Origin of the sequence: Mycobacterium sp. IDR2000157661 (assembly GCF_022317005.1) — a bacterium.
In the GTDB taxonomy this organism is placed as follows: domain Bacteria; phylum Actinomycetota; class Actinomycetes; order Mycobacteriales; family Mycobacteriaceae; genus Mycobacterium.
Map to the genome: position 1 here is coordinate 778545 of NZ_CP081006.1, position 26336 is coordinate 804880.

A 26336-nucleotide genomic window follows, 5' to 3' on the forward strand; every position below is an offset into this window, starting at 1 on the left:
ACCATCACTGAGAACTCAGGATCCCCCGACCGAGCGGCTCCACGGTGTCACTCCGTCGTGCGTGCCGGTCGTCCTCACTTGATAGTGAGCATATTACCGAGCGCACTTCGAGGAATCGGGGGTTTCCCTAATGTTCGTGGCGAACGAGGAACTCATGGTCGAGTCAGTCCGCCTCACTGGAAGGGCCGAGCGATTCCCACCCAGGCCTCGCGGCTCAACGCGCGCTAGGTCGACGGTTTGTTGGTCAGATCTGCCGGTCAGGCAAGCCCAATCCATTAAACTAAAGCGGAAAGAACATAGGAACCAACGCCGGCGTAGCCAGCAGAACGAACAAGGTCAATGGCGCACCGAGTCGTGCGAAGTCGGTATACCGATAGCCTCCCATCGCCCACACCATGGTGTTCGTCTGGTAACCGATTGGCGTAAGGAATGACAGGCTCGCGCCGAATATCACCAAGACCGCGAAGGGCAGAGGGTTGACTTGGGCCTGTTCGGCTACCGCGATGGCAATTGGGAACATCATCGCGGCCGCAGCAATGTTCGATATCACCTCTGTGACAAGCATCGTGGCCGCAAGGACGGCGACGAGCAGGCCGTAGTTCCCGAGCCGATCAGAGGCGGCCACAACGAGATCGGCCAGCGACGAGGCGAGACCACTCTGCTCAACAGCGGTTCCGAGCCCGAAGCTAGTTGCAATCAGGAGCAGAACATTGACATCAATGAAGCGCCGAGCATCTCGCAGGGTCACGATTCTCGCGATGATGAGACCGAAAGCGATGAGTAGCGACACCTTCATCAGATCTAGCGCGCCGGTGCCAGCAAGCAGGATCAGCGCCGCTATCGCCAACTCAACAGTCCTCGAATGTTCGCGCCTAATCGGCATGTCCTGGTTCAGGGGAGAAACGACAGCGAAGTCGCGGTGCTCACGGTAACGCTGGTAGAAATCGGGGCCGGCCAAAACCAGCAGCACGTCACCTGCCCGTAGGCGGACATCGCCCAGCTTGCCCTTCAGCTGTTCGCTAGCCCGATGGATTGCTACAACGGCCGAGCCATAACGGCGGCGGAATCCCGAGGCCTTCAGGCTGGAACCGATCAGCGGGGAACCGGCTCCTATGACGGCCTCCACGAACTGACGCTGCGGGTTTCGCGCCAGATCAGCGAAGTGACGGGCCTCAGCCGAAACTAGACCGGATATCCGCTGCAAATCCAGCACCCGAGTGAGGTTTCCGACGAACACTAGGCGATCCCCTGCTGCCAGTGGCTCTTCCGGACCTACTGCGGCGATGACCTTCTCTGCCCGCTCTACCTCTATTAGGAACACCCCATCGAGATTGCGTAGACCCGCTTCGGCAACGGTCGCTCCGGCAAGTGAGCTATTGGCGACGACAGTCATTTCCACGGTGAACTCGCGCTCTGTGCCGGCGAGTACTTCACCGGGCGCAGTGCGATCCCTCAGTAGGCGAGGCCCCAACAAAACCATTAGAACTATGCCGCCGAGGGCAAGTGGGAGTCCGATCCCCACAATCGCGAACACATTGAGTCTGCCCAGACCGGCCTTATCGATAAGGTCGTTGACGAAAAGGTTGACCGAGGTGCCGATCATGGTCATACACCCGCCGAGAATCACGGCATAGCTCAACGGCATGAGATAGAGCGAGGGTGACCGGCCCGTGCGCCGGCACCAGCGCAAGACCCGAGGAGCAAGCATCGCGACTAAAGGCGTGTTCGCAATAAATGCCGACGCTGCAGCCGACGGACCACACACACGCATCAACTCTCCCCGAGGCCTAGTCCGGGACGCGCCACCAAGGAGTCTCGAGGTGAGACCGTCAAACGCACCAGTGATATCGGCTGCTCCAGCCAACACATACAGTGCGGCGACGATCACCAAAGATTCGTTGGCAACGCCGGCCAACAACTGGTCTTGGTCAATGACGCCGAGGGCATACAACGCCAGAACAGCGCCGCCCATAACCAGCGTTGAGTTAAACCGGTCCAGTATTAGCAAACTGACGGTAGCGCCGACGACGGCGAGCGTGATCCATGCATCAATCGTCACAAGCCGCCTCCGCTAGACCCGTCAACCGCAATCTCGCATAGTCGTGCAAGCGAAACCTATAACGCCCTTGGAGACCGTAGCGTCGAAAGCTCGTCACTCGCGGCGTTGAGTACGCCCGCGAACGGTCATTCGCGGTGCTTCGACGAAGCGACATCACCAAAACGCGGCCCACACTGAATATTCCAGCGCGGAGCCTGCACGGCTTCGCACGCATTCCCGGTGGCATTCAATTGTCCGTGCCTCGCGATGCCAACGGCTATTGCGTCGGCTGGCGACCGCAGGAACTGAACTACTCGCCGGGATCGACAGCGGTTAGCGATCGCCGATTGTGCACGCCGCACGTCGGTCAAAGCTGCTGAGCAGCGATACGACGTGCGCCTCCGAGCTGTCATGGCGGACCCGCTGTTACCGCGGATGAAGCTGGGACTCACCTTTCGCGATAGAAAAGCACCTCGCGGAAGGTTCTGAGAATGATCTTTATATCCAGCCACAGGGACCAATTCTCGATATAGAAGTTGTCGTAGCGCGCGCGGTCGGCGATCGACGTGTCCCCTCGTAATCCACTCACCTGAGCGAACCCAGTGAGCCCAACCTGCACGCGGTGACGATGCATGTACCTGTCGAACTGTCCGGCGAATTGCTCCACAAAGTGCGGCCGCTCTGGCCTGGGTCCGACGAGAGTCATATCACCGCGCAGGATGTTCCACAACTGAGGCAACTCGTCAATCGACGTGCAGCGCAAGAGTCGCCCGACCGCACCGACTCGGTCGTCATTGGCCACCGTCCATTGGGTCTGTGACTCATGGACATTTGCCGGACGCATCGACCGGAATTTGAGCAGTTCGAAGTGCTTACCGTCGCGCCCGACCCTCACCTGGCGGAATATCACTCCCGCGCCACCTTCGATCCTCACAGCGAAAGCCGTTAGCGCAAGGACCGGCAGCAAGAGAGTCAGCGCTGTGACGGCGACGACGATGTCGAAGCCGCGCTTGAAGAGTCGGGCAGGACCATGAAGGTTTGGGTTGCGGATCCGCATGACCGGGATCGAGCCGATGTGGTCAGCCATGCCCGTCTGCGTGTGGAAGTAATGCATCCGTGGGACGACGAGAAGTTCAATGTCCTGACATACCTTCGTTCGAACGGCGTCCATCAGTGCCCGTTCCTCGAACTCACCGTCTGCCACCAGCAGAGTAACCGCACCGGTTGTGAGGACTGCGAAGTCGAGATCTGCGAGCCTACCCAGGCGTCCAAGATGCTTGTAAGCCGGCGCCTGCTCACCGTCGTCGACGAAGCCGACAAGCTTAATGCCGTATTCACGATGTGCCGCAACGATTTTCGCTATCTCAACTGCGAGATGACCTCCACCAATCAGGATCGTGCGATGCTCGACGATGCCCGCCTTACGGCCGATGGCGATCAGACGTGTGGTGATGACGCGGCCGAGGATGACCAGTGCGACCGCTTGGCATGCCGTCTCCAGGAACGTTAGAACCTGTGAACGCTGATGGAGATAAAGGATGACCGCGCAAACGACAGCCACGGCGGTCATCAGCCTGGTGATGATCGACGGCAGTTCATCCAGAACACTCAAGTGCAATCGCGAGACGTACCGCCCCCCTCCACAGAGGAGAAGCGTCGCCAGCAACGCCAAAGTGAGTATGGAGTAGATCTGCGGCGGTCGCCAAGCCATGGGAGCGAGGATCAACAGGAAGTCAACGACTGGCACCACCATCCACGCCCGGACCCGGCGCAGGTGGCGGACCAGTCGGCCTGGCGAATCGGCTTGCTTGACGTCGTCGGCGACTGCAATCTCAGTGTGCGCCGCCCGGGCCGGTGAGTCACGAAAATCCAGCACGGGCAGATTTCTTGGCACACTTCTGATCGGATCCAGCCCGCCTGCAACGAATGGCGAAATCGGATCGACAACCGTCATGGCTTCCCCCCCGCCGGACAATGAAAGCGACATCCCGCGTCGCAACGGCTCATAAGAGCGCCCCCCAACGTCACAACGACCCCCCAAACAGCGGTCGAGCCGCTACTGTCCCCTGCTTCGAGTCCGACGACGTTCCGGCCCTACCCCCGGGTCACGGCGCGACGTCCAACTCGTCTCAAGTAGATCACAGCCTATTAACTGACGTCCGTGAAAGGAATAGGGACTTTCCCTACAGTTGGACCCGATAGAAACACGCGCCGTTGGGTGAGTGTTTCGTATTCGGCTCTCACGTCACGGGCGAGGCCATTCATGAAGCCCTGTGTTCGGTCTATGGGCGCGCGAGGCAAGTGGTCTGACAGCCGCGGCAGATCTGCTATTAGCTGCTAGTGCCTTCAGTTGGTTTTGAGCTGATCGTTCGCGCACAAGGCTCGTAGCTGACTGTGTGTCCGCACCCTTGGCGTGTAGCTCGCTTGACGGCTCGAGAAGCCAGTCCACAGCGGAGGCGATAGGCGTCCAACTCGAGCCACCCAGAGGTTGCGACCACCCATTCGCGTTAGGTTCAGACGTCGGAAGCTGGGAAAGCTCTGCATACGCTTCCGACCCAGAAGAAGGGTAGCTATGCACGTTCTATTCGTTTGCACGGGCAACATCTGCCGGTCGCCCATGGCTGAACGGCTCAGCAGGAGTTATGGCGATCAGCCAGCAGGCGCAGAGATCACTGCATCGAGCGCAGGAACCCGTGCGGTCATCGGTCACCCGATGCACCCCGACGCAGCGGCCGCGCTCGAGGACCTGGGCGGCGACCCGTCCCAATTTGCAGCACGACAGGTCACGCAACGAATCGCTTCGGAGGCCGATCTCGTCGTCACCATGACGCGAGTCCACCTCGACGCCGTGCTCGAACTTGCCCCTAAGCAACTACACAGAACCTTTACCCTGCATGAGGTCGCGCGGCTCGTGGATGTCTGTGGCGCGACAACCGTCGAAGACCTCGCTGCGCTACGCCCTCAGCTGGCCACCCAGGCTATGCCCGATGTCGCCGACCCCATCGGGCGGAGTCCTGACTTCCACGCGATCATCGGCCGGGAGATCGCCGACCTGGTGCCCTCGGTCTTGAAACTTCGACCGGCGCACTAAGACCACGGCCCGGCGTCGACCACTCGAAGTCCGATCAGGATGGAGGGCGCAGGCCAACTGCCCTACAGCACAGGCTTGGGTAGGACCTCGCGCATAATCGGGCGTCTCATGCTTCCACGACATCTCCATCAATTATTCGCCGCGAACAAATCCGGCCAACCGCTGATCGGCACCGCACGACTACTTCAGGGCGCCAATGTGCACAGAAGTAGAGACCTAAGCGAGCGCCATCAACGGCAGTAAATCGGATTGGCGGCCCTGATGAATTCTTGAGTCTCGGTCGCGGTCCAGCCCATATGCAGTGACAAATCCTCGACCGCAGTCCCCCTGGGCGTACCGCGTCCTTCGGGATTAGGCGAGCTCTGCCTGATACTCGCAACGCAGAAGTCTTTCGCAGCGCGAATCGCTTCTGTCCGGTTGGCGTAAGGCACGTGCTCAGAATCGAGTTGGGCGATGAACTTGTCGTCCTTCTCGTCGGCATTCGCGGGCGCGACGGACACGAACCCACCTGCCGCCAGTAATAGAGTTGCGAGCCCTGCACTCGCAAGACGGCGCAAAGCCATTCTTTTCATTTCTCCCCCTGTGAAACATCCCCGTAGCTCTGTCCGCCATGCCTTCCGCGTTCAGGGCTATCAACAAGCACCGTACCGCAAAAAGCCTTAGTTCATCGGAGGATCCACCGGTCGCACCAGGAGGAGCTTCCCAAACCAGACATTGGCGGTTGTGCCTTCTTCCGGTGAGAAACGCCGAAGCCCCCGCCAACGTATGGCGAGGGCTTCGAGCTTTGGTACTTACGCCTCGGTGAAGTTGCGCGTCACCGCGGGGTCGACCGGGATGCCCGGGCCGGTGGTCGTCGAGACGACGATCTTCTTCAGGTAGCGGCCCTTCGACGACGACGGCTTGGCCCGCAGGATCTCATCGAGCGCGGCACCGTAGTTCTCGGCCAGCGCCTTCTCGTCGAACGACGCCTTGCCGATCACGAAGTGCAGGTTGGCCTGCTTGTCGACGCGGAAGTTGATCTTGCCGCCCTTGATGTCGGCCACCGCCTTGGCCACATCCGGGGTCACCGTGCCCGTCTTCGGGTTCGGCATCAGACCACGCGGACCCAACACACGCGCGATGCGGCCCACCTTGGCCATCTGATCCGGCGTCGCGATCGCGGCGTCGAAGTCCAGCCAGCCGCCCTGGATCCGCTCGATCAGATCGTCGCTGCCCACCGCGTCGGCGCCGGCCGCCTCAGCCGCCTCGGCCTTGTCGCCGACCGCGAACACGATCACCCGCGCGGTCTTGCCGGTGCCGTTGGGCAGGTTCACGGTGCCGCGCACCATCTGGTCGGCCTTACGCGGGTCCACGCCGAGGCGGATGGCCACCTCGACGGTCGCGTCCTGCTTCTTCGACGACGTCTCCTTGGCCAGCTTCGCCGCCTCCAGCGGGCTGTACAGCCGCTCGCGGTCGACCTTCTCGGCGGCCTCGCGGTACGCCTTGCTCGTCTTGCTCATTCGTTTCTCCTAGTTGCTGAGTTGTGGTTCGTGATGGTTGCTCTTCGCGAGCGCTCATCGCCGAGCCGAAGCTGGCTCTCCCACGGTTCGACGCCACGGCGGCGCCGAAAGATCTATTCGACCGTGATCCCCATCGACCGGGCGGTGCCGGCGATGATCTTGGCGGCCTGGTCGATGTCGTTGGCGTTCAGGTCCTCTTTCTTGGTTTCGGCGATCTCGCGCACCTGATCCCAGGACACCTTGGCGACCTTGGTCTTGTGCGGCTCACCCGAGCCCTTCTGCACCCCGGCAGCCTTGAGCAGCAGCTTGGCCGCCGGCGGCGTCTTGAGCGCGAACGTGAAGCTGCGGTCCTCGTAGACGGTGATCTCCACGGGGATGACGTTGCCTCGCTGGTTCTCGGTTGCGGCGTTGTACGCCTTGCAGAACTCCATGATGTTGACGCCGTGCTGACCGAGCGCCGGACCCACCGGCGGGGCGGGGTTGGCCTGCCCGGCCTGGATCTGCAGCTTGATCAGCCCGGTGACCTTCTTCTTCGGGGCCATGGGTGTGTTGTTCCTTCTTCTCTCGTAGTGGGCTCGAACGCCCGCGATCAGATTTTGGCGACCTGGTTGAAGGTCAGTTCGACAGGTGTCTCGCGGCCGAAGATGGACACCAGCACCTTGAGCTTCTGCTGTTCGGCGTTGACCTCGCTGATCGACGCCGGCAGCGTCGCGAACGGTCCGTCCATCACGGTGACCGACTCGCCGACCTCGAAGTCGACCTCGATCGGCGCCCGCTCGGTCGCGCCCACGTCGGCGGCCGCCTGCGATGCCGCGGTGGCCTTGCCCGGCTTCTTTGCCACGGCCGGCGGCAGCAGGAACTTGACCACGTCGTCGAGGCTCAGCGGCGACGGCCGCGACGTCGCACCCACGAAGCCCGTCACGCCGGGCGTGTTGCGCACCGCGCCCCACGACTCGTCGTTGAGTTCCATGCGCACCAGGATGTAGCCGGGCAGCACCTTGCGGTTGACCTGCTTGCGCTGGCCGTTCTTGATCTCGGTGACCTCTTCGGTGGGCACCTCGACCTGGAAGATGTAGTCGCCGACGTCGAGGTTCTGCACGCGGGTCTCGAGGTTGGCCTTCACCTTGTTCTCGTATCCGGCGTAGGAGTGGATGACGTACCAGTCGCCGGGCTTGCGCCGCAGCTCCTTCTTCAGCGCGACCGCCGGATCCTCGTCCTCCTCTTCCGGAGCCGTCTCGGCGTCGGGCGCCGGGGCCTCGCCGGCCGCGTCCTCCACGGTCGCCGCCTCGTCGCTCACGGCGTCGCCGGCGACGTCGACCTCCTCGGTGGCAGGGTCGGTCGTGGCCTCGGTGGTGGCATCGGTCGTCTCACCGTCCACCAGGTCGACGCTCTCGGCCGAAGGCGTGTCGCCCTCGAAGCTAGTCACGTGTCAGTCCTCTCGATTTCCCGCTCGTCAGTGCCCAATGTTCCTCGCGCGAGCGCTCGTCAGCCGAACACCAGCATGACGAGCTTGGCCAGGCCGTAGTCCACCGCACCGATCAGGGCCAGCATGAACGCCAGGAACAGCAGCACCACCGTGGTGTAGGTGACCATCTGCTTGCGGTTCGGCCAGATGACCTTGCGCAGCTCGGCGACGACCTGCTTGAGGTAGTTGACGACGAACAGGAACGGGTTGCGCGCCGGCCCGTTGCCGCGATCCCTGGCCGTCTTCTTCGCCGTGCCCGAGCCGTTCTTGGTCGGTGTGGCCTCGGTGCCGGTCGCCAGGTCGACGGCGCCGCCGCCGTCCTCGCCGTCCGTGGCGCGCCGGGACCGCTTGCCCGTGGGCCGCGTCGGCCGGGTCCCGACCGCGCTGCGGCCGGCGTCGTTCTCGGTCTCGCCTGCGGAGCCGGCACCATCGCGCTCGTCGCTCACCGCATGCCTTTCGTTCGTCTGGTCTTGTGTGGGTTCACTATCCAGTGTCCACACGTTGTCGAGTATTCACTTGAGCAGGGGCGACAGGACTTGAACCTGCAACCTGCGGTTTTGGAGACCGCTGCTCTGCCAGTTGAGCTACGCCCCTTCATCCGGGACTCACACACTTCGCGCGCTCCCCGATCGGTCGATGAAACCCGACGGAAGCGCGCTGGACTGGGAAAACCCCGAGGTCCGAGTGTAGCGCGCCACCCGTGGTAGTTACTAATCCGCCGCCCGCACGCTCTCGGCGTCGTTGACCTCGATCACCACCTCGTCGTCGTCCTCGTGCGCGACCGGTTTGCGTGTCACCTGACCGGTCTCGGGATCCCATCCGGCCGAGATCGAGTTGTCGCCCTCGTGGCCCATCAGCGTGGTGAACGACTCCATCACCAGCTCGCCGTGCTGGTCGACGAGCGTGTTGCGGGTGGTGACGATGTCGGCGCCGAAGCGCTCGTCGACCGACTCGACATACAGCGTGCCGGTCAGCGCGTCGCCGGCCTTGATCGGCCGGTGGAACTTGAACTTCTGGTCCACCTGCACGATCTGCAGGGTCTCGAAACCGAGGTCGTTGTGCTGGAAGAAGTGCCGCTGGATCATCACCGCGAAGATCGACATGAACGTCGGCGGCGCGATCAACGCCTCGTGGCCCGCGGCCTTGGCCGCCTCCAGGCTGTGGCTCGTCTCGTCGTGCGCCTTGACGGCGTAGGCGTACTGGCGGATCTGCTCGTGACCCACCACGTAGGGCTCGGGGTACTTCCAGACCATCCCGCGGATGTCGATTTTCAGCGCCATAATTACGCCAACTTCGCGACGGCGACGGCCCGGCCGAAGATCTTCTTGCCGCCTGCGGTGGCGGTCAGCGCGATGGTCACCGACTTGGTCTCCGGCTCAACGGCTTTCACGCGACCGTTGAACACGATCTCGGCGCCCACACCGTCGTTGGGCACCGGCACGACGGCGGTGAAGCGCACGTTGTACTCGGTGACCGCGGCCGGGTCGCCCACCCACGCGGTGACGTAACCGCCACCCAGACCCATGGTGAGCATCCCGTGCGCGATCGCGGTGTCCAACCCGACCTGCTTGGCGATGTCGTCGTCCCAGTGGATCGGGTTGAGGTCACCGGAGACGCCGGCGTAGTTGACCAGGTCCGCCCGGGTCAGCGGGATCACCCTCTCGGGAAGTACGTCACCCTTCTTGACCGAATCGAACTCACGCAGTGGCATCTGAAAAACCCTCTTCTCCCTCACCCGTTCGACCCGCCAAGGTCGTGTAGGACTCCTGGACCACGTCACCGGCCTCGTTGGTGACGATGTTCTTGGTCACGATGATGTCGGTGCCGTGGGCCTGTTTGACCGAGTCCACGTACACGTCGCAGTACAGCCTGTCGCCCGCGAAGATCGGCTTGACGAGGTTGAGCACCTGGTCCACCTGCACAATCTGCATGTCGCTGATGCCGATGCCGTGGGCGTCGAAGAACGCGCGCTGCGCCTTGTAGCCGAACACGGAGATGAACGTCAGCGGCGCGGGCAGCGCCTTATGGCCGAGTTCGGCGGCGGCCGCCTCGTCGAAGAACACCGCGTCGTCGTTCTTGACCGCAACGGCGTACTCACGAACCTTCTCCCGGCCCACGACGTAGTGGTCGGGATAGCGGTAATGCATCCCGACATGCTTCGAAGACAACGGCACGGTTAGCCAACCTACCTAGTGCACCCTGGGCAGACGCCCGCGGGCTCGCACGTCAGCGCGACTCTTTGTGGGGTTGGTGCTTGCCGCAGTTGGGGCAGAACTTCTTGATCTCCAGGCGGTCGGGGTCGTTGCGGCGGTTCTTCTTGGTGATGTAGTTGCGGTGCTTGCACACCTCGCACGCCAAAGTGATCTTTGGCCGTACGTCGGTACTGGAGGCCACGGCTGTCGTCCTTACGTCTATGCGTTTGTGCTGTCCTGTAGCGGTGGGGGGGCTCGATCCCCCGACCTCACGATTATGAGTCGTGCGCTCTAACCAGCTGAGCTACACCGCCCCGATGGGTACGGGCGCCGCCCGTCCACCGAGCCCCCTAACGGAATCGAACCGTTGACCTTTTCCTTACCATGGAAACGCTCTGCCGACTGAGCTAAGGGGGCCTGCCTACTTCGGGTCCCGCGCACCACGGCGCGAGCCTTAAAGAGGGTACAGTCTCGCGGTTTGACGCGCCAAACCGCAGGTCACTCCAAGTCCACCGTAACCCCGTCGGAGTACTTGCCGTCGTGGAGTTCGATCGACTCGGGCCGGGTGCCGTCGGGGACGTCGAACACCACCGCGGTGTTGATGGTGCCGCCGGGGTTGAGGTCGGCCAGGGTGTTGCCGAGGTAGATCCACGCCGGTGACGACGAACGCGAAGTCGCCGTCGCGCACCTGTTGCCCGAGGGTCGGGACGTGCTCGCCGAACGCGGCGGCAGTCTCACCCAGCGGCGCGCTCGTCTCGGCCGACGATCACCTTGGCGTCGGGTCCCGTGCGCCGCGATGGGATCACGGATTCTGACATCACTGCTCAGCCACCGGGTTTGCCGAGCACGTGCACACATCCGGCTGGCAGGTGGTAGGACGTAACGGTGACCGAACCCGGCGCGACCCGTGTGGCGGTGTACCTCGACTTCGACAACATCGTCATCTCCCGCTACGACCAGGTGCACGGCCGCAGTTCGTTTCAGCGCGACAAGACAGCCGGGTTCCACAAGCACCCCGGGCGGCTGACCCAGGCGACCGTCGACGTCGGCGCCATCATCGACTTCGCATCCTCGTTCGGCACGTTGGTGCTCACAAAGGCCTACGCCGACTGGTCCACCGACGTCAACGCCGACTACCGCGACCAGCTGGTGGGCCGCGCGGTGGACCTCGTGCAGCTGTTCCCAGCCGCCGCTTACAGCAAGAACGGCGCCGACATCCGCCTGGCGGTCGACGCGGTCGAGGACATGTTCCGGCTGCCCGACCTGACCCACGTGGTGATCGTGGCCGGCGACTCGGACTACATTCCCCTCGCCCAGCGCTGCAAGCGCCTCGGCCGCTACGTCGTCGGCATCGGCATCACCGGCTCGATCAGCCGGTCGTTGACCGCGGCCTGCGACGAGTACGTCTCCTATGACGCGCTGCCCGGCGTCCCGGCGCTCAAGACCGAGGCGCCCAAGCGACGCCGCACCAAGGCCGAGGCAGAGGCCGAGCCCGAGCCACCCGACCCGCAGGCCGCCGCGACCGCCCTGCTGGAGCGCGCGCTGCGGATCAGCCACGGCCGCGACGACGACTCCGACTGGCTGCACAACTCGGCGGTCAAGGCGCAGATGAAGCGGATGGACCCGTCGTTCGGGGAGAAGTCGCTGGGCTTCCGCTCGTTCAGCGACTTCCTGCGCTCGCGCACCGATCTCGTCGAGCTCGACGAAAGCAGCACCATCCGGATGGTCCGGCTGCGCGGCAACGACTGAGCCGTCGATACGCTGACGGCCATGGCTGACACCGACCGCCTCTACTTCCGCCAGCTGCTCTCGGGCCGCGACTTCGCGACCGACGACATGATCGCCCAGCAGATGCGCAACTTCGCCTACCTGATCGGCGACCGGCAGACCGGCGACACCGTCGTCGTCGACCCCGCCTACGCCGCAGGCGATCTGGTCGACGCGCTGGAGGCCGACGGGATGCACCTGTCCGGTGTGCTCGTCACCCACCACCACCCCGACCACGTCGGCGGCTCGATGATGGGCTTCGAGCTCAAGGGGCTGGCCGAGCTGCTGGAGCGCACCAGCGTCCCCGTGCACGTCAACGCCCTTGAGGCGGATTGGGTTTCGCGGGTCACCGGCATCGCGCGCAGCGAGCTCACCGAGCATCAGCACGGCGACGTGGTCAACGTCGGCGACATCGACATCGAACTGCTGCACACCCCTGGCCACACGCCGGGTAGCCAGTGCTTCCTGCTCGACGGCCGCCTGGTCGCCGGCGACACGCTGTTCCTGGAAGGCTGCGGGCGCACCGACTTCCCCGGCGGCAGCGTCGACGACATGTTCCGCAGCCTGCAAGCACTGGCCAAGCTGTCCGGCGACCCCACCGTCTTTCCCGGGCACTGGTATTCGGCCGAGCCGAGCGCGTCGCTGTCGGAGGTCCGCCAGACCAACTACGTCTACCGGGCGAGCAACCTCGACCAGTGGCGCATGCTGATGGGCGGCTGAGCTCTCCAGGGCTTCTCTAGGCTCGGGCCCGTGGCCGACACGCTGTATGCCGACGTTTCCGAATGGCAGGTCGGCGTCGACGACAGCTACCCGTATCGGGTGTTGTGCATCCGGTCCAACGACGGCACCTATCGGGACCGACGTTGGCGGCACAACTACGACTGGTGTCGCCGCAACGCCGACAGCGGACGGCTCACCTTTTTCATCTCGTATTTCGTGTATCGCGTCAATTGGCGGCAAACCGTCGAAACATTTCGGACGCAGATCGGCACGCCGCATCCGAGAATGGCGGTGATGCTCGACGTGGAATCCTGGGGCGGGCAAATCCGCGGCGACCAGTCGGCGGGTCTCAACGCGACGTGGCGCGCGGTGGGTGAGTTCGTCGGGTCCACCGCCCGGGTCCTCGGATACGGCAATGAGGCTGACCTCGACAGTCTCTGGCCGCACCGGCCGCCGGGCCTTCGCCTCGTGGTCGCCGCCTACGGTCATGACCCGCGCTGTGTCGGCAAGGTTTCGCACCAATACACCGACGGTTCGGGCCACGGCGGCGGCCTGCCCGAGGGCGCGGCACCGTTCGGGAACTGCGACATGAACTCCGCGGACGGACTGACACATGTGGAGTTCGCCCGTGCGTGTGGCATCAACCTGCCGCCTCACAAGCCCGAACCGGATGGCGCTGACACCGTGTAGCAACCTCTGGCAACCCGATCCGTGCGACCCGGTAGTTTGCTCTTGCGACGGTGCATCGTCGTGAAGAAGCCGTGACCAGTGTTGTGCCAGCAAGGTTTTCCGACGGCCCTGGGCAAATGAGGTATCGGCGGGCGAGCCATGGTATACAGCGGGGCATGGACTGGGACAGCACACTGTTCGGGGTCTCGGCGGGCATGTGGACGGCGCTGGCGGCGTGGCTCGCCGTCGTGGTCGGCATCGTTGCGCTGATCTACGCGTGGCGGCAGTCTCGGCGGGCCAGACAGCAGGCCGCCGAGATGATGCAGCCCAACGTGGCCATGTTCATGGAACCGGCCGCCAACGACTGGCATCTCGTCGAGTTGGTGGTCCGCAACTTCGGCCGCACCCCGGCCTACGACATCCGATTCGACTTCGCCAACCCGCCCACGGTCGCCAAGTACGAGAACGTCTACGACGACGGCCACGTGGACATCACCCCGCTGAACCTGCCGGCCGAGATTCCATACCTGGCGCCCGGTCAGGAGTGGCGGATCGTGTGGGATTCGGCGCTCGACCGCCGTGAACTGGGCGAGAGGATCGCGTCGCGGTTCGACGGCGCCATCACCTATCACGACAAGCCCGGCGCCGACGGGAACAAGCGTGGCAGTCGCCGGTTGCGCACGTCGACGATCCTGGACTGGTCCACGCTGCATCCCGTCGAGCGACTGGAACTGCTGACCACCCATGACCTGGCCCGTCAGGAGAAGCAGAAGCTGGAACTGCTGCGCCATCTGCTGACCTACTACCACTACGCCGCCGGCGAGAGCCGCGAGGACATGTTGCGCGGCGAGATCGAGAAGATGCGCGCCGCCTCCGATGAACTGCGCGAACTGCGGGACCGCTACCGGGCCGACGCCGCCCAAGCGCCCCAGGCCCCGCCACAGCCCACGCCCCAGGCTCCACAGCCGCCACAGTTGCCACAGGCGGACTCCTACCAGGACAGCGATCCGGACTTCGACGAAGCGCACACCCAGGTCATCGATACCTCCGCCCGCCACCGGCGCGGCTGAGCACGCGACCCGACTCCCGCGGTGGACCACCTCGGCCATGTTTCGTAACATTGATCCGATTCGACACCCAAGGAGAAGCGATGACCGTTGACTACGAATTGAACGACGACTCCGTCGCGACGATCCGGCTGGGCGACGGCAAGGTCAACGTGCTCGGGCCGGTGATGCAGACCGCGATCAACGAGGCGTTGGACCGCGCGGAGAAGGAGTCGGCAAAGGCGGTGGTGATCGCGGGCAACGGCCGGGTGTTCAGCGGCGGCTTCGATCTGGCGGTGTTCTCCTCCGGCGACGCCAAGGCCGCCCACGACATGCTCGCGGGCGGGTTCGAGTTGTCGATGCGGTGCATGACGTTCCCCGCGCCGGTCATCATGGCCGCGACCGGTCCGGCGATCGCGATGGGGTCGTTTCTGCTGCTGTCCGGTGATCACCGCGTCGGCCAGCAGAAGACCAAGTGCCAGGCCATCGAGGTGGCGATCGGCATGACGATTCCGCTCGCCGCGCTGGAGATCATGCGGTTTCGGTTGACGCCCGCCGCGTTCCACCGCGGCGCCTCGATGGCCGCCACGTTCGCCGGCGACGAGGCCATCGCGGGCGGCTGGCTCGATGAGATCGTCGAGGCCGACCGGGTGGTGGCGCGGGCGCAGGAGGTGGCGGCCGAGGCGGCGGCGACGCTGCACACCGGCGCGCACAAGGCGACCAAACTGAAGGCGCGCGAATCCGCGCTGCAGGCGATCCGTTCCGGGATCGACGGCCTGGCAACGGAATTCAGCCTCGGCTAGGTAGCCGTCCGATGCCGAGGGCGAAGCAGCGCACGCCCGAGTTGCGCGACCATCTGCTGGAGGTGGCGATCACCACGCTGTCCGAGCAGGGCGCCGCGGGCCTGACCACCCGACGGGTGGCCGAGCGCGCGGGCACGTCGGTGCCCGCGGTCTACGAGCTGTTCTCCGACAAGGCCGGGCTGTTGCGGGCGATGTTCTTCGAGGGTTTCCGGTTGCTCGGGGCACAGCTTGCTGACGTCGCGGTTACCGACGACCCGATGGCCGACCTGGAGCGGCTGGTGCCGGTGTTCCGCCAGTTCTGCCGGGCCTATCCGCGGCTGGCGCAGCTGATGTTCTCGCGGCCGTTCGCCGACCTCGATCCCGGTCCCGACGAGCTGGCGGCAGGGGCGTCGGTGCGCGAGGCGTTCACCGGGCGCATTCAGCGGTGCGTCGACGCGGGCTTGCTGGCCGGCGACGTCGCCGACATCGCACACGTGCTGCTTGCGCTGGCGCAAGGGTTGGCGGTGCAGGAACTCGGCCGGTGGCTGGGCCCGTCGGGCGGGTCGGTCGAGCAGCGGTGGGCGCTGGGCGTGGAGGCGGTGCTGGCCGGCCTCCGGCCGCCGCGATTTGGGCGTGATTCCGTGCGCTGAGCGCATGTTTCACACCCGAATCGCCGAATTGAGGCAGTTGCCTCATGTGCCGGCCGCATCCCTCGTCGAGTCTCGACACCATGACCATTACACCTGCGGCCGCAGCGGCCGCCACGAAACACCTCCCCCTGCCCGACGGTGACGGCGAACGCGTCGTCGGCTTCGGCGTCATGGGCCTGCCCTTCGCCAACGGCCACTACCTGGCGTTCCGCGACTTCCCGGAGACGTCGTTCTCCCCCGCCTATCAATCGGTATGGCATCGCACGCCCGATGGGGTATGGACGTTCTACGCCACCACACCCGGGCCGCAGAGCTGCTCGCGGTACTTCAGCTCGGCCACCCACGTCGACCCCGTCGTCTGCGACATCAGCGCACACTGGCCGACCCCGTGGTCGCTGGCCATTTCGATTGCGGGCGTGCTGGATTGGCGCATCGACATCACCGAAACCCCGGCCACCCGCATGATGACCGCGATCGCGTCGCGCATGCCCGCCGCGGTTACCCGCAACCGCAGCACCTTACGTGCCATGGGTCCGGCCGTCGGCCCGCTGCTGGGTCTGGGCCGCGTCCAGCTCACCGGCAAGCTGCCCAACGGCCAGGAGTTCCGCATCGCACCACGCCAGCTGTGGAGCGTCGCCGACTCGACCGCCGTTCTGCACGGCGTCGACCTCGGACCCGTCGGCCCCCACGCCGAGCAAGGTCATCTGGCCGACTTCCAGTTGCCCCAGCGCGGCATCTGCGTGGTGGCCCATGGCCTGTTCGAGGCGTTCGACGTCGCCAGGCACCGCGACGCCGACCGGCTTGGCCTATCCCGCTGATTCCAGGGCGACGGCGTTGCAGAATCAAGCCGTGCCGACCCGGTCCGCACCACCCGAGCTCCCGACCCGCGCGGAGCTGCTCGCGGCGCTGTCGGTGGCCGTCGACCTCGGGCTGGGCCAGCCGGCCGAGCACATGCTGCGCTCGGCGCTCATCGCCACGCGGCTGGCCCACCGGCTCGGCCTGACCGAGCGGCAACGCGACGCCGTCTACTACTGCACGCTGATCATGTGGATCGGCTGCCACGCCGACTCCCACGAGTACGCCCGGTGGTTCGGCGACGACATCGCCGTGCGCAGAAGCTCCTACTTCGTCGACTGGTCGGGTCTGCCGTACCAACGTTTCCTGCTGGCCAACATCGGGCGCGGCGAGTCGCTGCTGGCCCGGCTCAAGACCACCGCGACGCTGTACGCCAATGCGCGCGGGCACATCTCGCAGCTGATCCACTCGCACTGCACATCGGCCGGTCTGCTCGCCGAGCACATCGGGCTCGACACCGGTGTGCAGGATGCGATGCGCTACACCTTCGAGCGCTACGACGGCGGTGGCCTGCCCGACGGCGCTGCCGGCGAACAGATCCCGATCGAGATGCGGGTCGCCCAGCTCGCCGACATGGTCGAGGTGCACGACCGCCAGTACGGGGTAGACGGTGCGGTGGCGATGGCGCGCAGCAGACGCGGCGGCCAGTTCGACCCGGTGGTGGTCGACGCCTTCGTCACCGATCCGGCCGCGGTGCTGACCACTCCGTCCGGCGACGTCTGGAGGACCGCGCTGCAGAACGCGCCCGACCGCCATGTGCGGCTGGACGACACGGCGCTGGATGGGCTGCTCGCCGCGCTCGGCGACTTCGTCGACCTGAAATGTCCTTTCACGCTTGGTCATTCGGGTGCGACGGCGGAGTTGGCGGCAGCCGCCGCCGCAGCCGCCGGACTGGCCGATGACCAGATCGCGCTGACCAGACGCGCGGCCTACGTGCACGACATCGGCCGCATCGGAGTGTCGAACCAGATCTGGTCCAAGGCCGGCGGGCTCACCATGGCGCAGTTCGAACGCATGCGTCTGCACCCGTATCTGACGGAGCGGATCCTGTGCCAGGTGCCCGGCCTCCGGGAGGTGGCGACGGTCGCGGCCAACCACCACGAAACGCTCGACGGCGCAGGCTATCCGCGTGGCCTCTCGGCGCGGCAGCTCACTATGCCGGACCGAGTGCTGGCCTGCGCGGTGAGCTACCGAAGCGCGCTGGAACCGCGGCCGTACCGCGAGGCACTGGGGCCGGCGGGCGCGGCGCGACGATTGCGGGAGCGGGTCCGCGACGGTGCGCTCGATCCGGCCGCCGCCGACGCGGTGCTGCACGCGGCCGGACAACCCGCGGCCGGCAGAACAAAGCCGCACGGGCTCACCGCACGCGAGGCCGAGGTGCTGCGCCGGGTGGCCCAGGGGGCCAGCAACAAGCAGATCGCGGCCGAACTGGTGATCAGCGAGAAGACAGTCCGCAACCACGTCGAGCATGTGTACGCCAAGATCGGCGTGTCGAACCGGATCGGCGCCAGCCTGTACGCCCTCGAGCGTGGACTGGCCGGCCACGTCGGCCGGTGACCGGATCTGCCGTCGAATTCCTCTGTCCGAGCGACCATTTCGTGAGCGTCGTTCCGCGGCGGCGGAAGTCTAAGCCGATGATTGTGATTCCGTGAGAATGTGCCCGCTGATTAGGCCTAGCGGTCGATGCGGGCGTAGGGTGTGCTCAGGTTGAGTTGCCAGCCGCTCGGGAAACGTCGTAGGGCCCAGGCGCCGAACGCCTGATCGAAAGCCCTTTTCGTGGCGCAACCACCTCACTTTTCTTAACCCCATGGGAGTTTCTTGCATGCCTTCGATTTCCATTGCCCGTCGGACTCCGTCGCACAAGCGGGAACGCCTCGCGTTCGCCACCGAATGGGTCGATTCGTACGTCGTTCGCATCACCGTCGCCGGTGATGTTGACGCCTCCAATGCGCAGGAGCTGCGCGAATACGTCCTTCGTCGCGCCGCCAACTGCCGCAGCCTCGTGCTGGACCTCAACGACGTCACATTCTTCTCCACGGCCGGGTTCTCGATGCTGCGCACCATCGGCGTCCGCTGCGACCGCGCGAACGTGCGGTGGACGCTGAACTGCAACCCGGCGGTGGCACGGGTCATCGAGGTCTGCGACCCGGATCGGACCCTGGCGAGCCGGATGGTCTGACCGGGCTCGTCCATCGCTGACATGATGTCGAGGTGACCGGTGTACGCGGCAGGGTGTGGCGTGGCGGCAAGCCACAAGAAGAGTTCGAGTTCTGGTCGATCAGCGACTACCTGGCTGACGACGACACGTTGGTGTGGTGTGACATCTGCGAACCCGACCATGCCACGTTCAAGGAGCTCGCGGCCGAACTCGGGCTGAACGACTGGGCCGTGGAGGACGCGATCGCCGAGTCGGAGCGCACCAAGGCCGTCGTCTACCGCACACACACGTTCTTCACGGTCTACTCGGTGGCCGCAGAGGATCCCGGCGAAGACCGGTCCGCCTTCTCGGTGCACCGCATCTCCGGGTTCGTGCTGCCCCGAGGCCTGATCACGGTGCGGTTGTCGCCCGAGTTCGACGTCGACACGGTGTCGCAGCGCTTCGACGAACTCGGCGGTCAGGAACACGGCGTCGGCGCGCTTGTGCACGGCCTGCTCGACGTGGTGGTCGACGGTCACTTCGACGCGGTGCAGGCCCTCGACGACCGGATCGAAACCCTCGAGGACGACCTGTTCGAGGACCGGCCCCAGCGGGTCGACGTGCAGCGCAAGACCTACCGGCTGCGCAAGGACCTCGTCGAGTTGCGGCGGGTCGTGCTGCCGATGCGCGAGGTGGTCAACACCATCCAGCACCGCAGACGCGACGCCAAGAGCGCACCGGAACTCGATCCGCTCTACGCCGATCTCTACGACCACGTCATCCGGGTGACCGAGTGGACGGAGTCGTTGCGCGACATGATCACCACGGTCTTCGAGACCAACCTGTCGCTGCAGGACGCCCGGTTGAACGCGGTGATGAAGAAGCTGACCGGCTGGGCGGCCATCATCGCGGTGCCGACCGCGGTGACCGGCTTCTACGGCCAGAACGTGCTGTACCCCGGAATCGAGACCGCGAGCGGCTTTCTCACCAGCACGGCGATCATCGTGGTGCTGGTGGTGGGGCTCTACGTGATGTTCCGACGACGAGACTGGCTGTAGCTCAACGGCTTCGGTTGCGCAGCAGTTGGTCGGCGCGCCGGTGGTCGTCGTCGGCGTTGAGTGTCAGCACCCCAACCACATCGCCGTGCGCCTCATAGGTGACGGTGAAGCCGTTGTGGTGGTCGACAATTCGGCTCGTCTCGTGGCCGAGGCCCCAGCCGCGGTACTTGAGCACCAAACCGCCGATGGTGCACGAGTATCCGGGCACGACGTCCCACGCCGCGGGGTACCCGGCGGCCGCCAGGCCCACGACGTAACCCTGATATGCGGCGTCGCGCCAATGCTCGGCCGGTATCGGGCGACCGGCCGCCACGTTCTCGGCCAGCGCGACGTCCCCGGCGGCGTAGACGTTCTGCGCCGAGGTGTGCATGCGCTCGTCGGTGACGATGCGGCCGTCGCGGGTGGTGAGCCCGGCGGCCTCGGCGAGGCGGATGTCGGGCCGCACCCCGGTGGCGCAGACGACGAGGTCCGCCTCGACGCTCTCGCCCGAGTCCAACAGCACGTTGCTGTCCTCGATCGCCGCCACGCTGGTCTCGCCGGCGAAACGAACGCCGTTGTCGGACAGGATCTTCGCTACGCGTTCGCCGGCTTCCACGCCGAACCGGCGCTGCAGCGGCACGTGTTCGGCAGCGACCACCATCGTCGCCACGCCCAACTCGGCCAGGCAGGAGGCGGCCTCGCAGCCGATCAGCCCGCCACCGATGACGACGGCGCAGTCGGAGTAGTGCGCGGCCATCTTCAGCGCGACGGCGTCGGCGAACGAGCGCAACGTGAGCGCGGCCTCGATGCCGGGGATGTCGGGGCGCACGGCCGTCGACCCGGACGCGATCAGCAGATGCCAGTAGGGATAGCGGTTGCCGCCCGCGGTGACGACTTCCCGGCGGTCGAGATCGATGCGCCGGACGGTGATGCCGCGCATGAGGTCGACGCGGTTGTCTCGGAACCAGCGCTCGCTGTGCAGGTTGAGCTTGGTCTCGCGGTCGCAGAGGAAGTCCTTGCTCAGCGGCGACTTGGCGTAGGGCAGCGCGGGGTCGGCGGTCAGGATGCGCACAGGTATGTCGGGGTGCTTGCTGCGAAACGTCTCGGCGGCGCTCACTCCGGCCGGACCGCTGCCGATGGCGAGGAAACCTGGTGCCACCACGCAGGTCGGGTACCACTATGCGGGATGAAGCATTCCTATGCTTAGCCGGCCGTAATTTTTTGCTGCCCTTCGTCGTGGCTATCGGATTCGACGAAATCCGTAGCCGATCTACCGGTATATGTTGGCCGAGAAGGCTGACAATCCTGAAAATTGCAGGTAGATAACTTTTCCCAAACCGCGCACGGGCTACGTAATCCGCACTATCCTCAAGCCAGGTTGAGCTCCCGGCCCAACGGGTGTCACGACGGGGGAGATGGCTAACTATGGCTGCCAAGGGGACTGTGCGGATTCATCGCTCGAACACAGCGTCATCGGACGATCTGCAGCGGAGCGGGCGGGCGACGTTCTCGGTGCGCCGCATGTCGCCGATGCGGATGGTCGTGGCCGTGCTGGGCGAACTCGACGCGGTCAACGCACGCGCCCTGGGCCGCTACGTCGAGGACCACGTCCGCTACTCCAAGCAACTGATCGTCGACCTGCGCGCCGTGGACTTCGTCGGCAGCCAGGCCTTCACCGCGCTGTACTACATCAGCGTGCACTGTGCCCGCGGCGACGTGGACTGGATCATCCTCGGCGGCCCGCCGGTGCGGCGCCTGCTGGCCGTTTGCGATCCGCAGGGCGAACTGCCACTGGCCGAGGATCTGCTCAGCGGACTGGCGCGCCTCGACCGGCTCGCGCAGTGCCACTACCACGTCGCCCCTACCGGGTAGCCAGCGCGCGACTTACCGCCACGGCGCCACGCGTTGTGGGAGCATCTGCGCATGAACCCCGAGGAGGATCCCGAGGCCCGGATCCGCCAACTCGAGCAGCCGTTGGCCGGCTATGCGGTCGAACTGGGCGCCACCGAGTCCGCCGGTGGCGCGAACCCGACGGTGCAGCTGCCGCCGCCCGTCTACACCGACCCGTACCAGCAGTCCCCCTACACCGCACCGCCGTTCGGCGTCTCCTACCCACAGATCCCCAAGAAGGGCCCGCCCATCGGGTTGATCTTCGGGCTGATCGCCGCGGTCGTCGTGTTCGTCTTCGTCGCCGTCGGCACCGTCGTGTGGACCATGGTGGCCGACACCGACATCGTCAGCACAGTGCCCACCTACGATCCGGGCGACCGCGACAGCGGCGTCGCCGGTCCCACCCGGATCGCGCCGACCGCGGCCCCCACCGACGAGCCGGGTCGTCAGGTCGCGGTCGCGCCGGCCGGCGGCCAGTACAGCGTCTCGGGTGTCGAAGAGGACGAGACCATCGAGTGCAACGGCAGCAACATCAACGTCAGCGGCGTCAACAACACCGTCACGCTGCTGGGCCACTGTCTCAGCGTCACGGTGTCGGGCGTGGAGAACCAGGTGACCGTCGACAGCGCCGACCGGATCGGCGCCTCGGGCTTCGACAACCAGGTGACCTACCGGTCGGGCACGCCGCAGGTCGACGCGTCGGCGGGCACCGGCAACGTCGTCGCGCAAGGTTAGGCGCTCCACTCCAGGATGCGGGTGGCCAATTCGGGGCCGCAGTCTTCCTGGACGAAGTGGCTGCCGTTGATGCGGGCGTGCGGCTGACCCTTCGCGCCGGGCACATGGTCGATCAGCGGGCGGTCGGCCTTGCCCAGGATCGGGTCCTTCGCGCCGAACACACACAGGAACGGCTTGTCCCACCGGCCGAGCGCATCCCACGCGGCGCGGTTGGCCGGAATCGCCGGATCGTCCTGCGACGTCGGCACCAATGCCGGAAAGGCGCGGGCCCCAGCCTGAAATCGCTTGTCCGGGAACGGTGCGTCGTAACCGGCGCGCACCGCGGCCGACACGCTCGTCGCGGTGCCGAAGCCGACGATGCGGCCGGCCGGGAACACCGGCGTGTACTTCGCGAACGCACGCCACGCCTTGAACGCGATGTTAGCCGACGCCTGACCGGCGGGCAGGAAGCCGTTGGCGACGACGATGCGCGCGATGCGGTCGCTCTGTTCGGCGGCGATGCGCAACCCGATCAGCGAACCCCAGTCCTGCACGAAGATCGTCGCGTCGCGCAGATCGAGCGCCTCGAACCAGGCAGTCACCCACTCGACATGGCGCAGATAGGTGTAATCGCTGACGCGGGTGGGCTTGTCGGAGCGACCGAACCCGATCAAATCCGGTGCCAGCACCCGTCGACCGCCTGCGGCCAGCGGCGGGATCATCGTGCGGTACAGGTAGCTCCACGTGGGTTCGCCGTGCAGCAGCACGACGGCCGGGCCGTCGGAGGGCCCTTCGTCGAGGTAGTGCATGCGGATGTCGTCGGTGTCGCCGGCGCGGACGTCGACGTAGTGCGGCGCGAACGGATAGCCCGCGAGGTTGGCGAAGCGGTCGTCGGGGGTGCGCAGAACGTCCATGTGGCCTCCTCGTTGTCGTGGGTCCAGCCTAGGAGGCGCGCCGTTCGCCTACCCGCGGGCCACCGGACGGGTCGGATCCGAGCACCACTCCGACCACGAACCCGGGAACAGCGCCGCGTCGACGCCCGCTGCGGTGAGCGCGGCGACCACCACCGCGGCCGTCACACCGGACCCGCAGTAAACCGCGACGTCCTTCCCGCCCAATCGTCGCGCCAGGTCGGCGTCGGCCGACAGGGTGCCGTCGGCGGCCAGCAGGCTGGTGCTCGGCACGTTGACCGCGCCCGGAATGTGCCCGGCGACCGGGTCGACGGGTTCGGCGTCGCCGCGGAACCGCTCGGGGGCGCGGGCGTCGAGCAGCTCGCCGGCCGTCAGCACCGCCTCGGCGTCGACCGTCGGTCGGGCGCCGGCGTACAGGTCGTCGTGGCGGACGGTCACGTCGCCGGGCGACGGCACGACGGCCCCGGTTTCCAAGCCGCCACCCGCGGCCGTCCACGCCGACAGTCCGCCGTCGAGGATGCGGACGTCAGGGATGCCGGCTGCGGTCAGCACCCACCACGCCCTGGCCGAGCCGGCGCGGTTCCAGTCGTCGTAGACCACGACCGGCACGCCGTCGCGCACACCCCAGCGCCGCGCCGCCTGCTGCAGTGCCGCGCCGGAGGGCAACGGGTGACGGCCACGCCCGGCGACGGCGTGATCGCTCAACTCGTCGTCGAGCGAGACGTACACCGCGCCGGGCAGATGGCCGCGTTCGTAGGCGGGTCTGCCGTCGGGTTCGGCGAGCTGCCATCGGACGTCGAGCAGCGTCACGGGCGCACCGGCGTCGAGCAGGTCGGTCAGCTCTGTTGCGGTGATCAGCACATCGGCGCGCGCACTCATGGCTCACACGGTAGCGGCGACCTGCGGCCCGATTTCCTCTGCGAGCGTTTCGATCACGCGCGCCAGCTCGTCGACCAGCCAGCTGTCGCTGCGGCTGCGGTAGACCTCGAGCAGCGAGCGGTAGTACCAGAGATGCTGGTGCGGGTCCTCGTTGTTGAACCGCCGCCAGACGTCGGGCCCGAACCGGCGTAGGTCGCGCAGTATCGCGCGGGCGTTGTCGAGCTTGTCGGCCGTCGACACCCGGATGGCGCTGTCCGACGCCGTGCCCAGGTGCGCGATGTAGCGCTCCTTTCGTTCGCGCCACGGGGGCTTGGGGGTGATGACGGTGTCGCTGCACTCCTCGACGATGTCGGCGACCTCCTGGCCGAACCGCTCGGTGATCTCGACCAGCGTGACGTCGCCGCCCTGGTCCTCGGCGGCGTCGTGCAGCAGCGCGGCGATCGCCTCGGTCTCGGTGCCGTCGGCCTCGATCACCAGACCCGCCACCGACAGCAGGTGCCCGACGTAGGGCACGTCGCTGGCCTTGCGGGTCTGGGTGCGGTGCAGTTCGGCGGCATACGTCAGGGCCTCGTGGAACTTCGGGCCGAGCCGCGGCGACGTCGTGGTCTCGCTCATCCTCCCGGCATACCCCGCCGACTGCCGCTGCTCACCTCGGACTCGCGGCGTCGCTCTTCGGATCGATCAGGATCTTGGCGTGGGCTTCGGGATCGCCCAGCGCGCCGAACGCGGCGTCGACACCGGACAGCCCCACGGTCCCAGTGATCAGCGGCGCGGCGTCGATCTTGCCGTCGGCCAGCAGGTACAGGGTGTCGCGGAACTCCAGCGGGGTGTAGCCGAGCACGAACCTCAGGTCGATCTCCTTGTTGATCGCCATCGACGGGCGGAAGCGGTCCGCGCCCATGCAGACGCCCACCACGACGACACGGGAGAACACCGGCGCGCTGCTGACGATGCTCTCGATGATGCCGGGCACGCCGACGCACTCGAAGACCACCGGATGCTTCGGCGTGGTGGCGCCCGCCTTGTCCGCCGCGCGCCACACGTGCCACCAGGGGAGCCGCAGCTTGGTTATCTTCTCTATCGTCGTCAACGCGAGATCACCTGCGGCGGCGAAGGATTCGAGGAAGCCGTGCTCGCCGGCGAACGGCGAGTCGGCGGCGGGGTCGACGACGACGTCGGCGCCGCAGCGGGTGGCCAGGGCACGCCGGCCCGGCGAGAAGTCGCTGGCGATCACGGTGCGCACGCCCTTGGCCTTCAGCGACAGGATTACAGCCAGCCCGATGGGCCCGCAGCCGATGACGATGGCGACCTGGCCCTTGCTCACCTCACCGCGCTGGACGGCGTGCCAGCCGACGGCCATGGGTTCGGTCAGCGCAGCGATCTCGGGGGCCAGCCCGTTGGGCACCGGGAACGTCAGCGCCTGCTCGACAAGCAGCTGTCGGCGTACGCGCCGGGCGCCTTGGTGGTCAGGCCGATGCCGTGCACCGCGCCGTCGTTGCGCAGCAACGGCATGGCGACCACCGTTGTGCCGGGCTTGGGCGCCTTGCGGGTGCGGGGTCCGTGGTCGAGCACGGTCCCGCAGAACTCGTGGCCGAACACGACGTGCTGGGACGAGCGCATGAAGGCGTCGTATCCCGACTCGGCCATCACGTCGGCGAGTTCGTCCATGTGATGGCGGGCGTGCAGGTCGGACCCGCAGATGCCGCAGCGGACCACGTCGACGAGCAGCTGACCTCTACCCGGCGTCGGGGTGGGCTGGTCGACGACATCGAGGACCGCGTCGGTACAGGTGACGGCTTTCACCGAAGTGAGCCTAAACGTTTGCGCCGAAATCAGGTTCCGGTACACGAAAGCGGCCGGGGGCACCCCTCGCCTCAGCGCGCTGCCGGCGGGAGCGCCCACGGTCGTGACGACCGGTGAATTACAGCCCTGGGTACTCTTCGGCGCGCTTTCGGCCACACTGGCAGTCCGTGTCAGTGCGAACCTTTAAGGTG

General features: G+C 66.1%; 29 protein-coding genes, 3 tRNA genes and 1 pseudogene. 13 read left to right on the forward strand and 20 right to left on the reverse strand.

Going from position 1 to position 26336, the window contains the following annotated elements; all coding sequences use genetic code 11:
• Positions 1-280 precede the first annotated feature (280 nt).
• The gene (locus K3G64_RS04565; protein ID WP_238889311.1) at positions 281-2059 is read right to left on the reverse strand and encodes an SLC13 family permease; all 1779 of its coding nucleotides are present in this window, start codon (positions 2057-2059) and stop codon (positions 281-283) included.
• Between the two features lie 427 nt (positions 2060-2486).
• Entirely contained in the window at positions 2487-3992 is a 1506-nt protein-coding gene (locus K3G64_RS04570) for a sugar transferase (protein ID WP_238889313.1), read from the reverse strand.
• A 663-nt stretch (positions 3993-4655) separates the two neighbouring features.
• Between K3G64_RS04570 and K3G64_RS04575 the strand changes: the two genes are divergently transcribed.
• Positions 4656-5129, forward strand: coding sequence for an arsenate reductase/protein-tyrosine-phosphatase family protein (locus K3G64_RS04575; RefSeq protein ID WP_370647100.1), 474 nt, complete (start codon positions 4656-4658; stop codon positions 5127-5129).
• 230 nt (positions 5130-5359) lie between these two features.
• On the opposite strand, the gene K3G64_RS04580 is transcribed toward K3G64_RS04575, so the two are convergent.
• From K3G64_RS04580 to K3G64_RS04640, 13 genes are all read right to left on the reverse strand, one after another.
• Positions 5360-5629 carry a DUF732 domain-containing protein gene (locus K3G64_RS04580; protein WP_238889316.1) on the reverse strand — a complete coding sequence of 90 codons (270 nt, stop codon included), beginning with the start codon at positions 5627-5629 and terminating at the stop codon, positions 5360-5362.
• A gap of 291 nt (positions 5630-5920) precedes the next feature.
• Positions 5921-6628 (reverse strand): 50S ribosomal protein L1, encoded by a 708-nt coding sequence (rplA, locus tag K3G64_RS04585; protein ID WP_238889317.1) that lies wholly within the window; start codon positions 6626-6628, stop codon positions 5921-5923.
• A gap of 113 nt (positions 6629-6741) precedes the next feature.
• Positions 6742-7170, reverse strand: coding sequence for a 50S ribosomal protein L11 (gene rplK, locus K3G64_RS04590; RefSeq protein WP_238889318.1), 429 nt, complete (start codon positions 7168-7170; stop codon positions 6742-6744).
• 47 nt (positions 7171-7217) lie between these two features.
• Positions 7218-8054, reverse strand: coding sequence for a transcription termination/antitermination protein NusG (nusG, locus tag K3G64_RS04595; protein ID WP_370647101.1), 837 nt, complete (start codon positions 8052-8054; stop codon positions 7218-7220).
• Positions 8055-8113: 59 nt separating this feature from the next.
• Complete coding sequence (secE, locus tag K3G64_RS04600; protein WP_238889319.1) at positions 8114-8539, reverse strand: preprotein translocase subunit SecE; 426 nt, start codon at positions 8537-8539, stop codon at positions 8114-8116.
• Between the two features lie 75 nt (positions 8540-8614).
• Positions 8615-8687, reverse strand: a tRNA-Trp gene (locus K3G64_RS04605).
• Between the two features lie 116 nt (positions 8688-8803).
• Entirely contained in the window at positions 8804-9373 is a 570-nt protein-coding gene (gene hadC, locus K3G64_RS04610; RefSeq protein WP_238889320.1) for a (3R)-hydroxyacyl-ACP dehydratase subunit HadC, read from the reverse strand.
• Between the two features lie 2 nt (positions 9374-9375).
• Positions 9376-9804 carry a (3R)-hydroxyacyl-ACP dehydratase subunit HadB gene (hadB, locus tag K3G64_RS04615; RefSeq protein WP_238889321.1) on the reverse strand — a complete coding sequence of 143 codons (429 nt, stop codon included), beginning with the start codon at positions 9802-9804 and terminating at the stop codon, positions 9376-9378.
• Positions 9791-10240 carry a (3R)-hydroxyacyl-ACP dehydratase subunit HadA gene (gene hadA, locus K3G64_RS04620; RefSeq protein WP_370647162.1) on the reverse strand — a complete coding sequence of 150 codons (450 nt, stop codon included), beginning with the start codon at positions 10238-10240 and terminating at the stop codon, positions 9791-9793. Before hadA ends, hadB begins: the two co-directional genes overlap by 14 nt.
• A 79-nt stretch (positions 10241-10319) precedes the next feature.
• On the reverse strand, positions 10320-10487 hold the full coding sequence (gene rpmG, locus K3G64_RS04625; RefSeq protein WP_059101288.1) for a 50S ribosomal protein L33: 168 nt from the start codon (positions 10485-10487) through the stop codon (positions 10320-10322).
• A gap of 38 nt (positions 10488-10525) precedes the next feature.
• Positions 10526-10599 (reverse strand) — tRNA-Met (locus K3G64_RS04630).
• A gap of 30 nt (positions 10600-10629) precedes the next feature.
• Positions 10630-10702 (reverse strand) — tRNA-Thr (locus tag K3G64_RS04635).
• Between the two features lie 81 nt (positions 10703-10783).
• Entirely contained in the window at positions 10784-11023 is a 240-nt protein-coding gene (locus K3G64_RS04640; RefSeq protein ID WP_238889325.1) for a DUF4352 domain-containing protein, read from the reverse strand.
• A gap of 147 nt (positions 11024-11170) precedes the next feature.
• Here K3G64_RS04640 and K3G64_RS04645 point away from each other — a divergent pair, with 147 nt between their 5' ends.
• From K3G64_RS04645 to K3G64_RS04690, 10 genes are all read left to right on the forward strand, one after another.
• Entirely contained in the window at positions 11171-12034 is an 864-nt protein-coding gene (locus K3G64_RS04645) for an NYN domain-containing protein (protein WP_238889327.1), read from the forward strand.
• Positions 12035-12055: 21 nt separating this feature from the next.
• Positions 12056-12772, forward strand: coding sequence for an MBL fold metallo-hydrolase (locus tag K3G64_RS04650; protein ID WP_238889329.1), 717 nt, complete (start codon positions 12056-12058; stop codon positions 12770-12772).
• Positions 12773-12802: 30 nt separating this feature from the next.
• Positions 12803-13462: a hypothetical protein gene (locus K3G64_RS04655; protein WP_238889331.1), complete on the forward strand. Its 660-nt coding sequence runs from the start codon at positions 12803-12805 to the stop codon at positions 13460-13462.
• A gap of 155 nt (positions 13463-13617) precedes the next feature.
• Positions 13618-14511 (forward strand): hypothetical protein, encoded by an 894-nt coding sequence (locus K3G64_RS04660; protein WP_238889333.1) that lies wholly within the window; start codon positions 13618-13620, stop codon positions 14509-14511.
• Positions 14512-14591: 80 nt separating this feature from the next.
• Positions 14592-15290 (forward strand): crotonase/enoyl-CoA hydratase family protein, encoded by a 699-nt coding sequence (locus tag K3G64_RS04665; protein ID WP_238889335.1) that lies wholly within the window; start codon positions 14592-14594, stop codon positions 15288-15290.
• A gap of 11 nt (positions 15291-15301) precedes the next feature.
• Positions 15302-15919, forward strand: a complete 618-nt coding sequence (locus tag K3G64_RS04670; protein ID WP_238889337.1) for a TetR/AcrR family transcriptional regulator — start codon at positions 15302-15304, stop codon at positions 15917-15919.
• A gap of 80 nt (positions 15920-15999) precedes the next feature.
• A complete protein-coding gene (locus K3G64_RS04675) occupies positions 16000-16737 on the forward strand; it encodes a hypothetical protein (RefSeq protein ID WP_238889338.1) in 738 nt (245 codons plus the stop codon).
• Positions 16670-18331, forward strand: a complete 1662-nt coding sequence (locus K3G64_RS04680) for an HD domain-containing phosphohydrolase (protein ID WP_370647102.1) — start codon at positions 16670-16672, stop codon at positions 18329-18331. Before K3G64_RS04675 ends, K3G64_RS04680 begins: the two co-directional genes overlap by 68 nt.
• Positions 18332-18596: 265 nt before the next feature.
• Positions 18597-18953, forward strand: a complete 357-nt coding sequence (locus K3G64_RS04685; protein ID WP_238889340.1) for an STAS domain-containing protein — start codon at positions 18597-18599, stop codon at positions 18951-18953.
• Between the two features lie 32 nt (positions 18954-18985).
• On the forward strand, positions 18986-19969 hold the full coding sequence (locus tag K3G64_RS04690) for a magnesium transporter CorA family protein (RefSeq protein ID WP_238889341.1): 984 nt from the start codon (positions 18986-18988) through the stop codon (positions 19967-19969).
• Position 19970: 1 nt separating this feature from the next.
• Here the strand turns inward: K3G64_RS04690 and K3G64_RS04695 are convergent, their stop codons facing one another.
• Positions 19971-21110, reverse strand: coding sequence for an NAD(P)/FAD-dependent oxidoreductase (locus K3G64_RS04695; protein WP_238889342.1), 1140 nt, complete (start codon positions 21108-21110; stop codon positions 19971-19973).
• A 263-nt stretch (positions 21111-21373) separates the two neighbouring features.
• On the opposite strand from K3G64_RS04695, the gene K3G64_RS04700 reads away from it, so the two are divergent.
• Positions 21374-21820, forward strand: a complete 447-nt coding sequence (locus tag K3G64_RS04700) for an STAS domain-containing protein (protein WP_238889343.1) — start codon at positions 21374-21376, stop codon at positions 21818-21820.
• Between the two features lie 51 nt (positions 21821-21871).
• A complete protein-coding gene (locus K3G64_RS04705; RefSeq protein ID WP_238889345.1) occupies positions 21872-22573 on the forward strand; it encodes a DUF3060 domain-containing protein in 702 nt (233 codons plus the stop codon).
• Here K3G64_RS04705 and K3G64_RS04710 read toward each other — a convergent pair.
• The 4 genes and pseudogenes from K3G64_RS04710 to K3G64_RS04725 form a co-directional block, all read right to left on the reverse strand.
• The gene (locus tag K3G64_RS04710) at positions 22570-23466 is read right to left on the reverse strand and encodes a haloalkane dehalogenase (protein WP_238889347.1); all 897 of its coding nucleotides are present in this window, start codon (positions 23464-23466) and stop codon (positions 22570-22572) included. The genes K3G64_RS04705 and K3G64_RS04710 overlap by 4 nt on opposite strands.
• A gap of 48 nt (positions 23467-23514) precedes the next feature.
• Complete coding sequence (locus tag K3G64_RS04715) at positions 23515-24342, reverse strand: sulfurtransferase (protein WP_238889349.1); 828 nt, start codon at positions 24340-24342, stop codon at positions 23515-23517.
• 3 nt (positions 24343-24345) lie between these two features.
• Complete coding sequence (locus K3G64_RS04720) at positions 24346-24957, reverse strand: HD domain-containing protein (protein ID WP_238889351.1); 612 nt, start codon at positions 24955-24957, stop codon at positions 24346-24348.
• 31 nt (positions 24958-24988) lie between these two features.
• Positions 24989-26145 (reverse strand): annotated as a pseudogene (locus tag K3G64_RS04725) (zinc-binding dehydrogenase).
• Positions 26146-26336 lie beyond the last annotated feature (191 nt).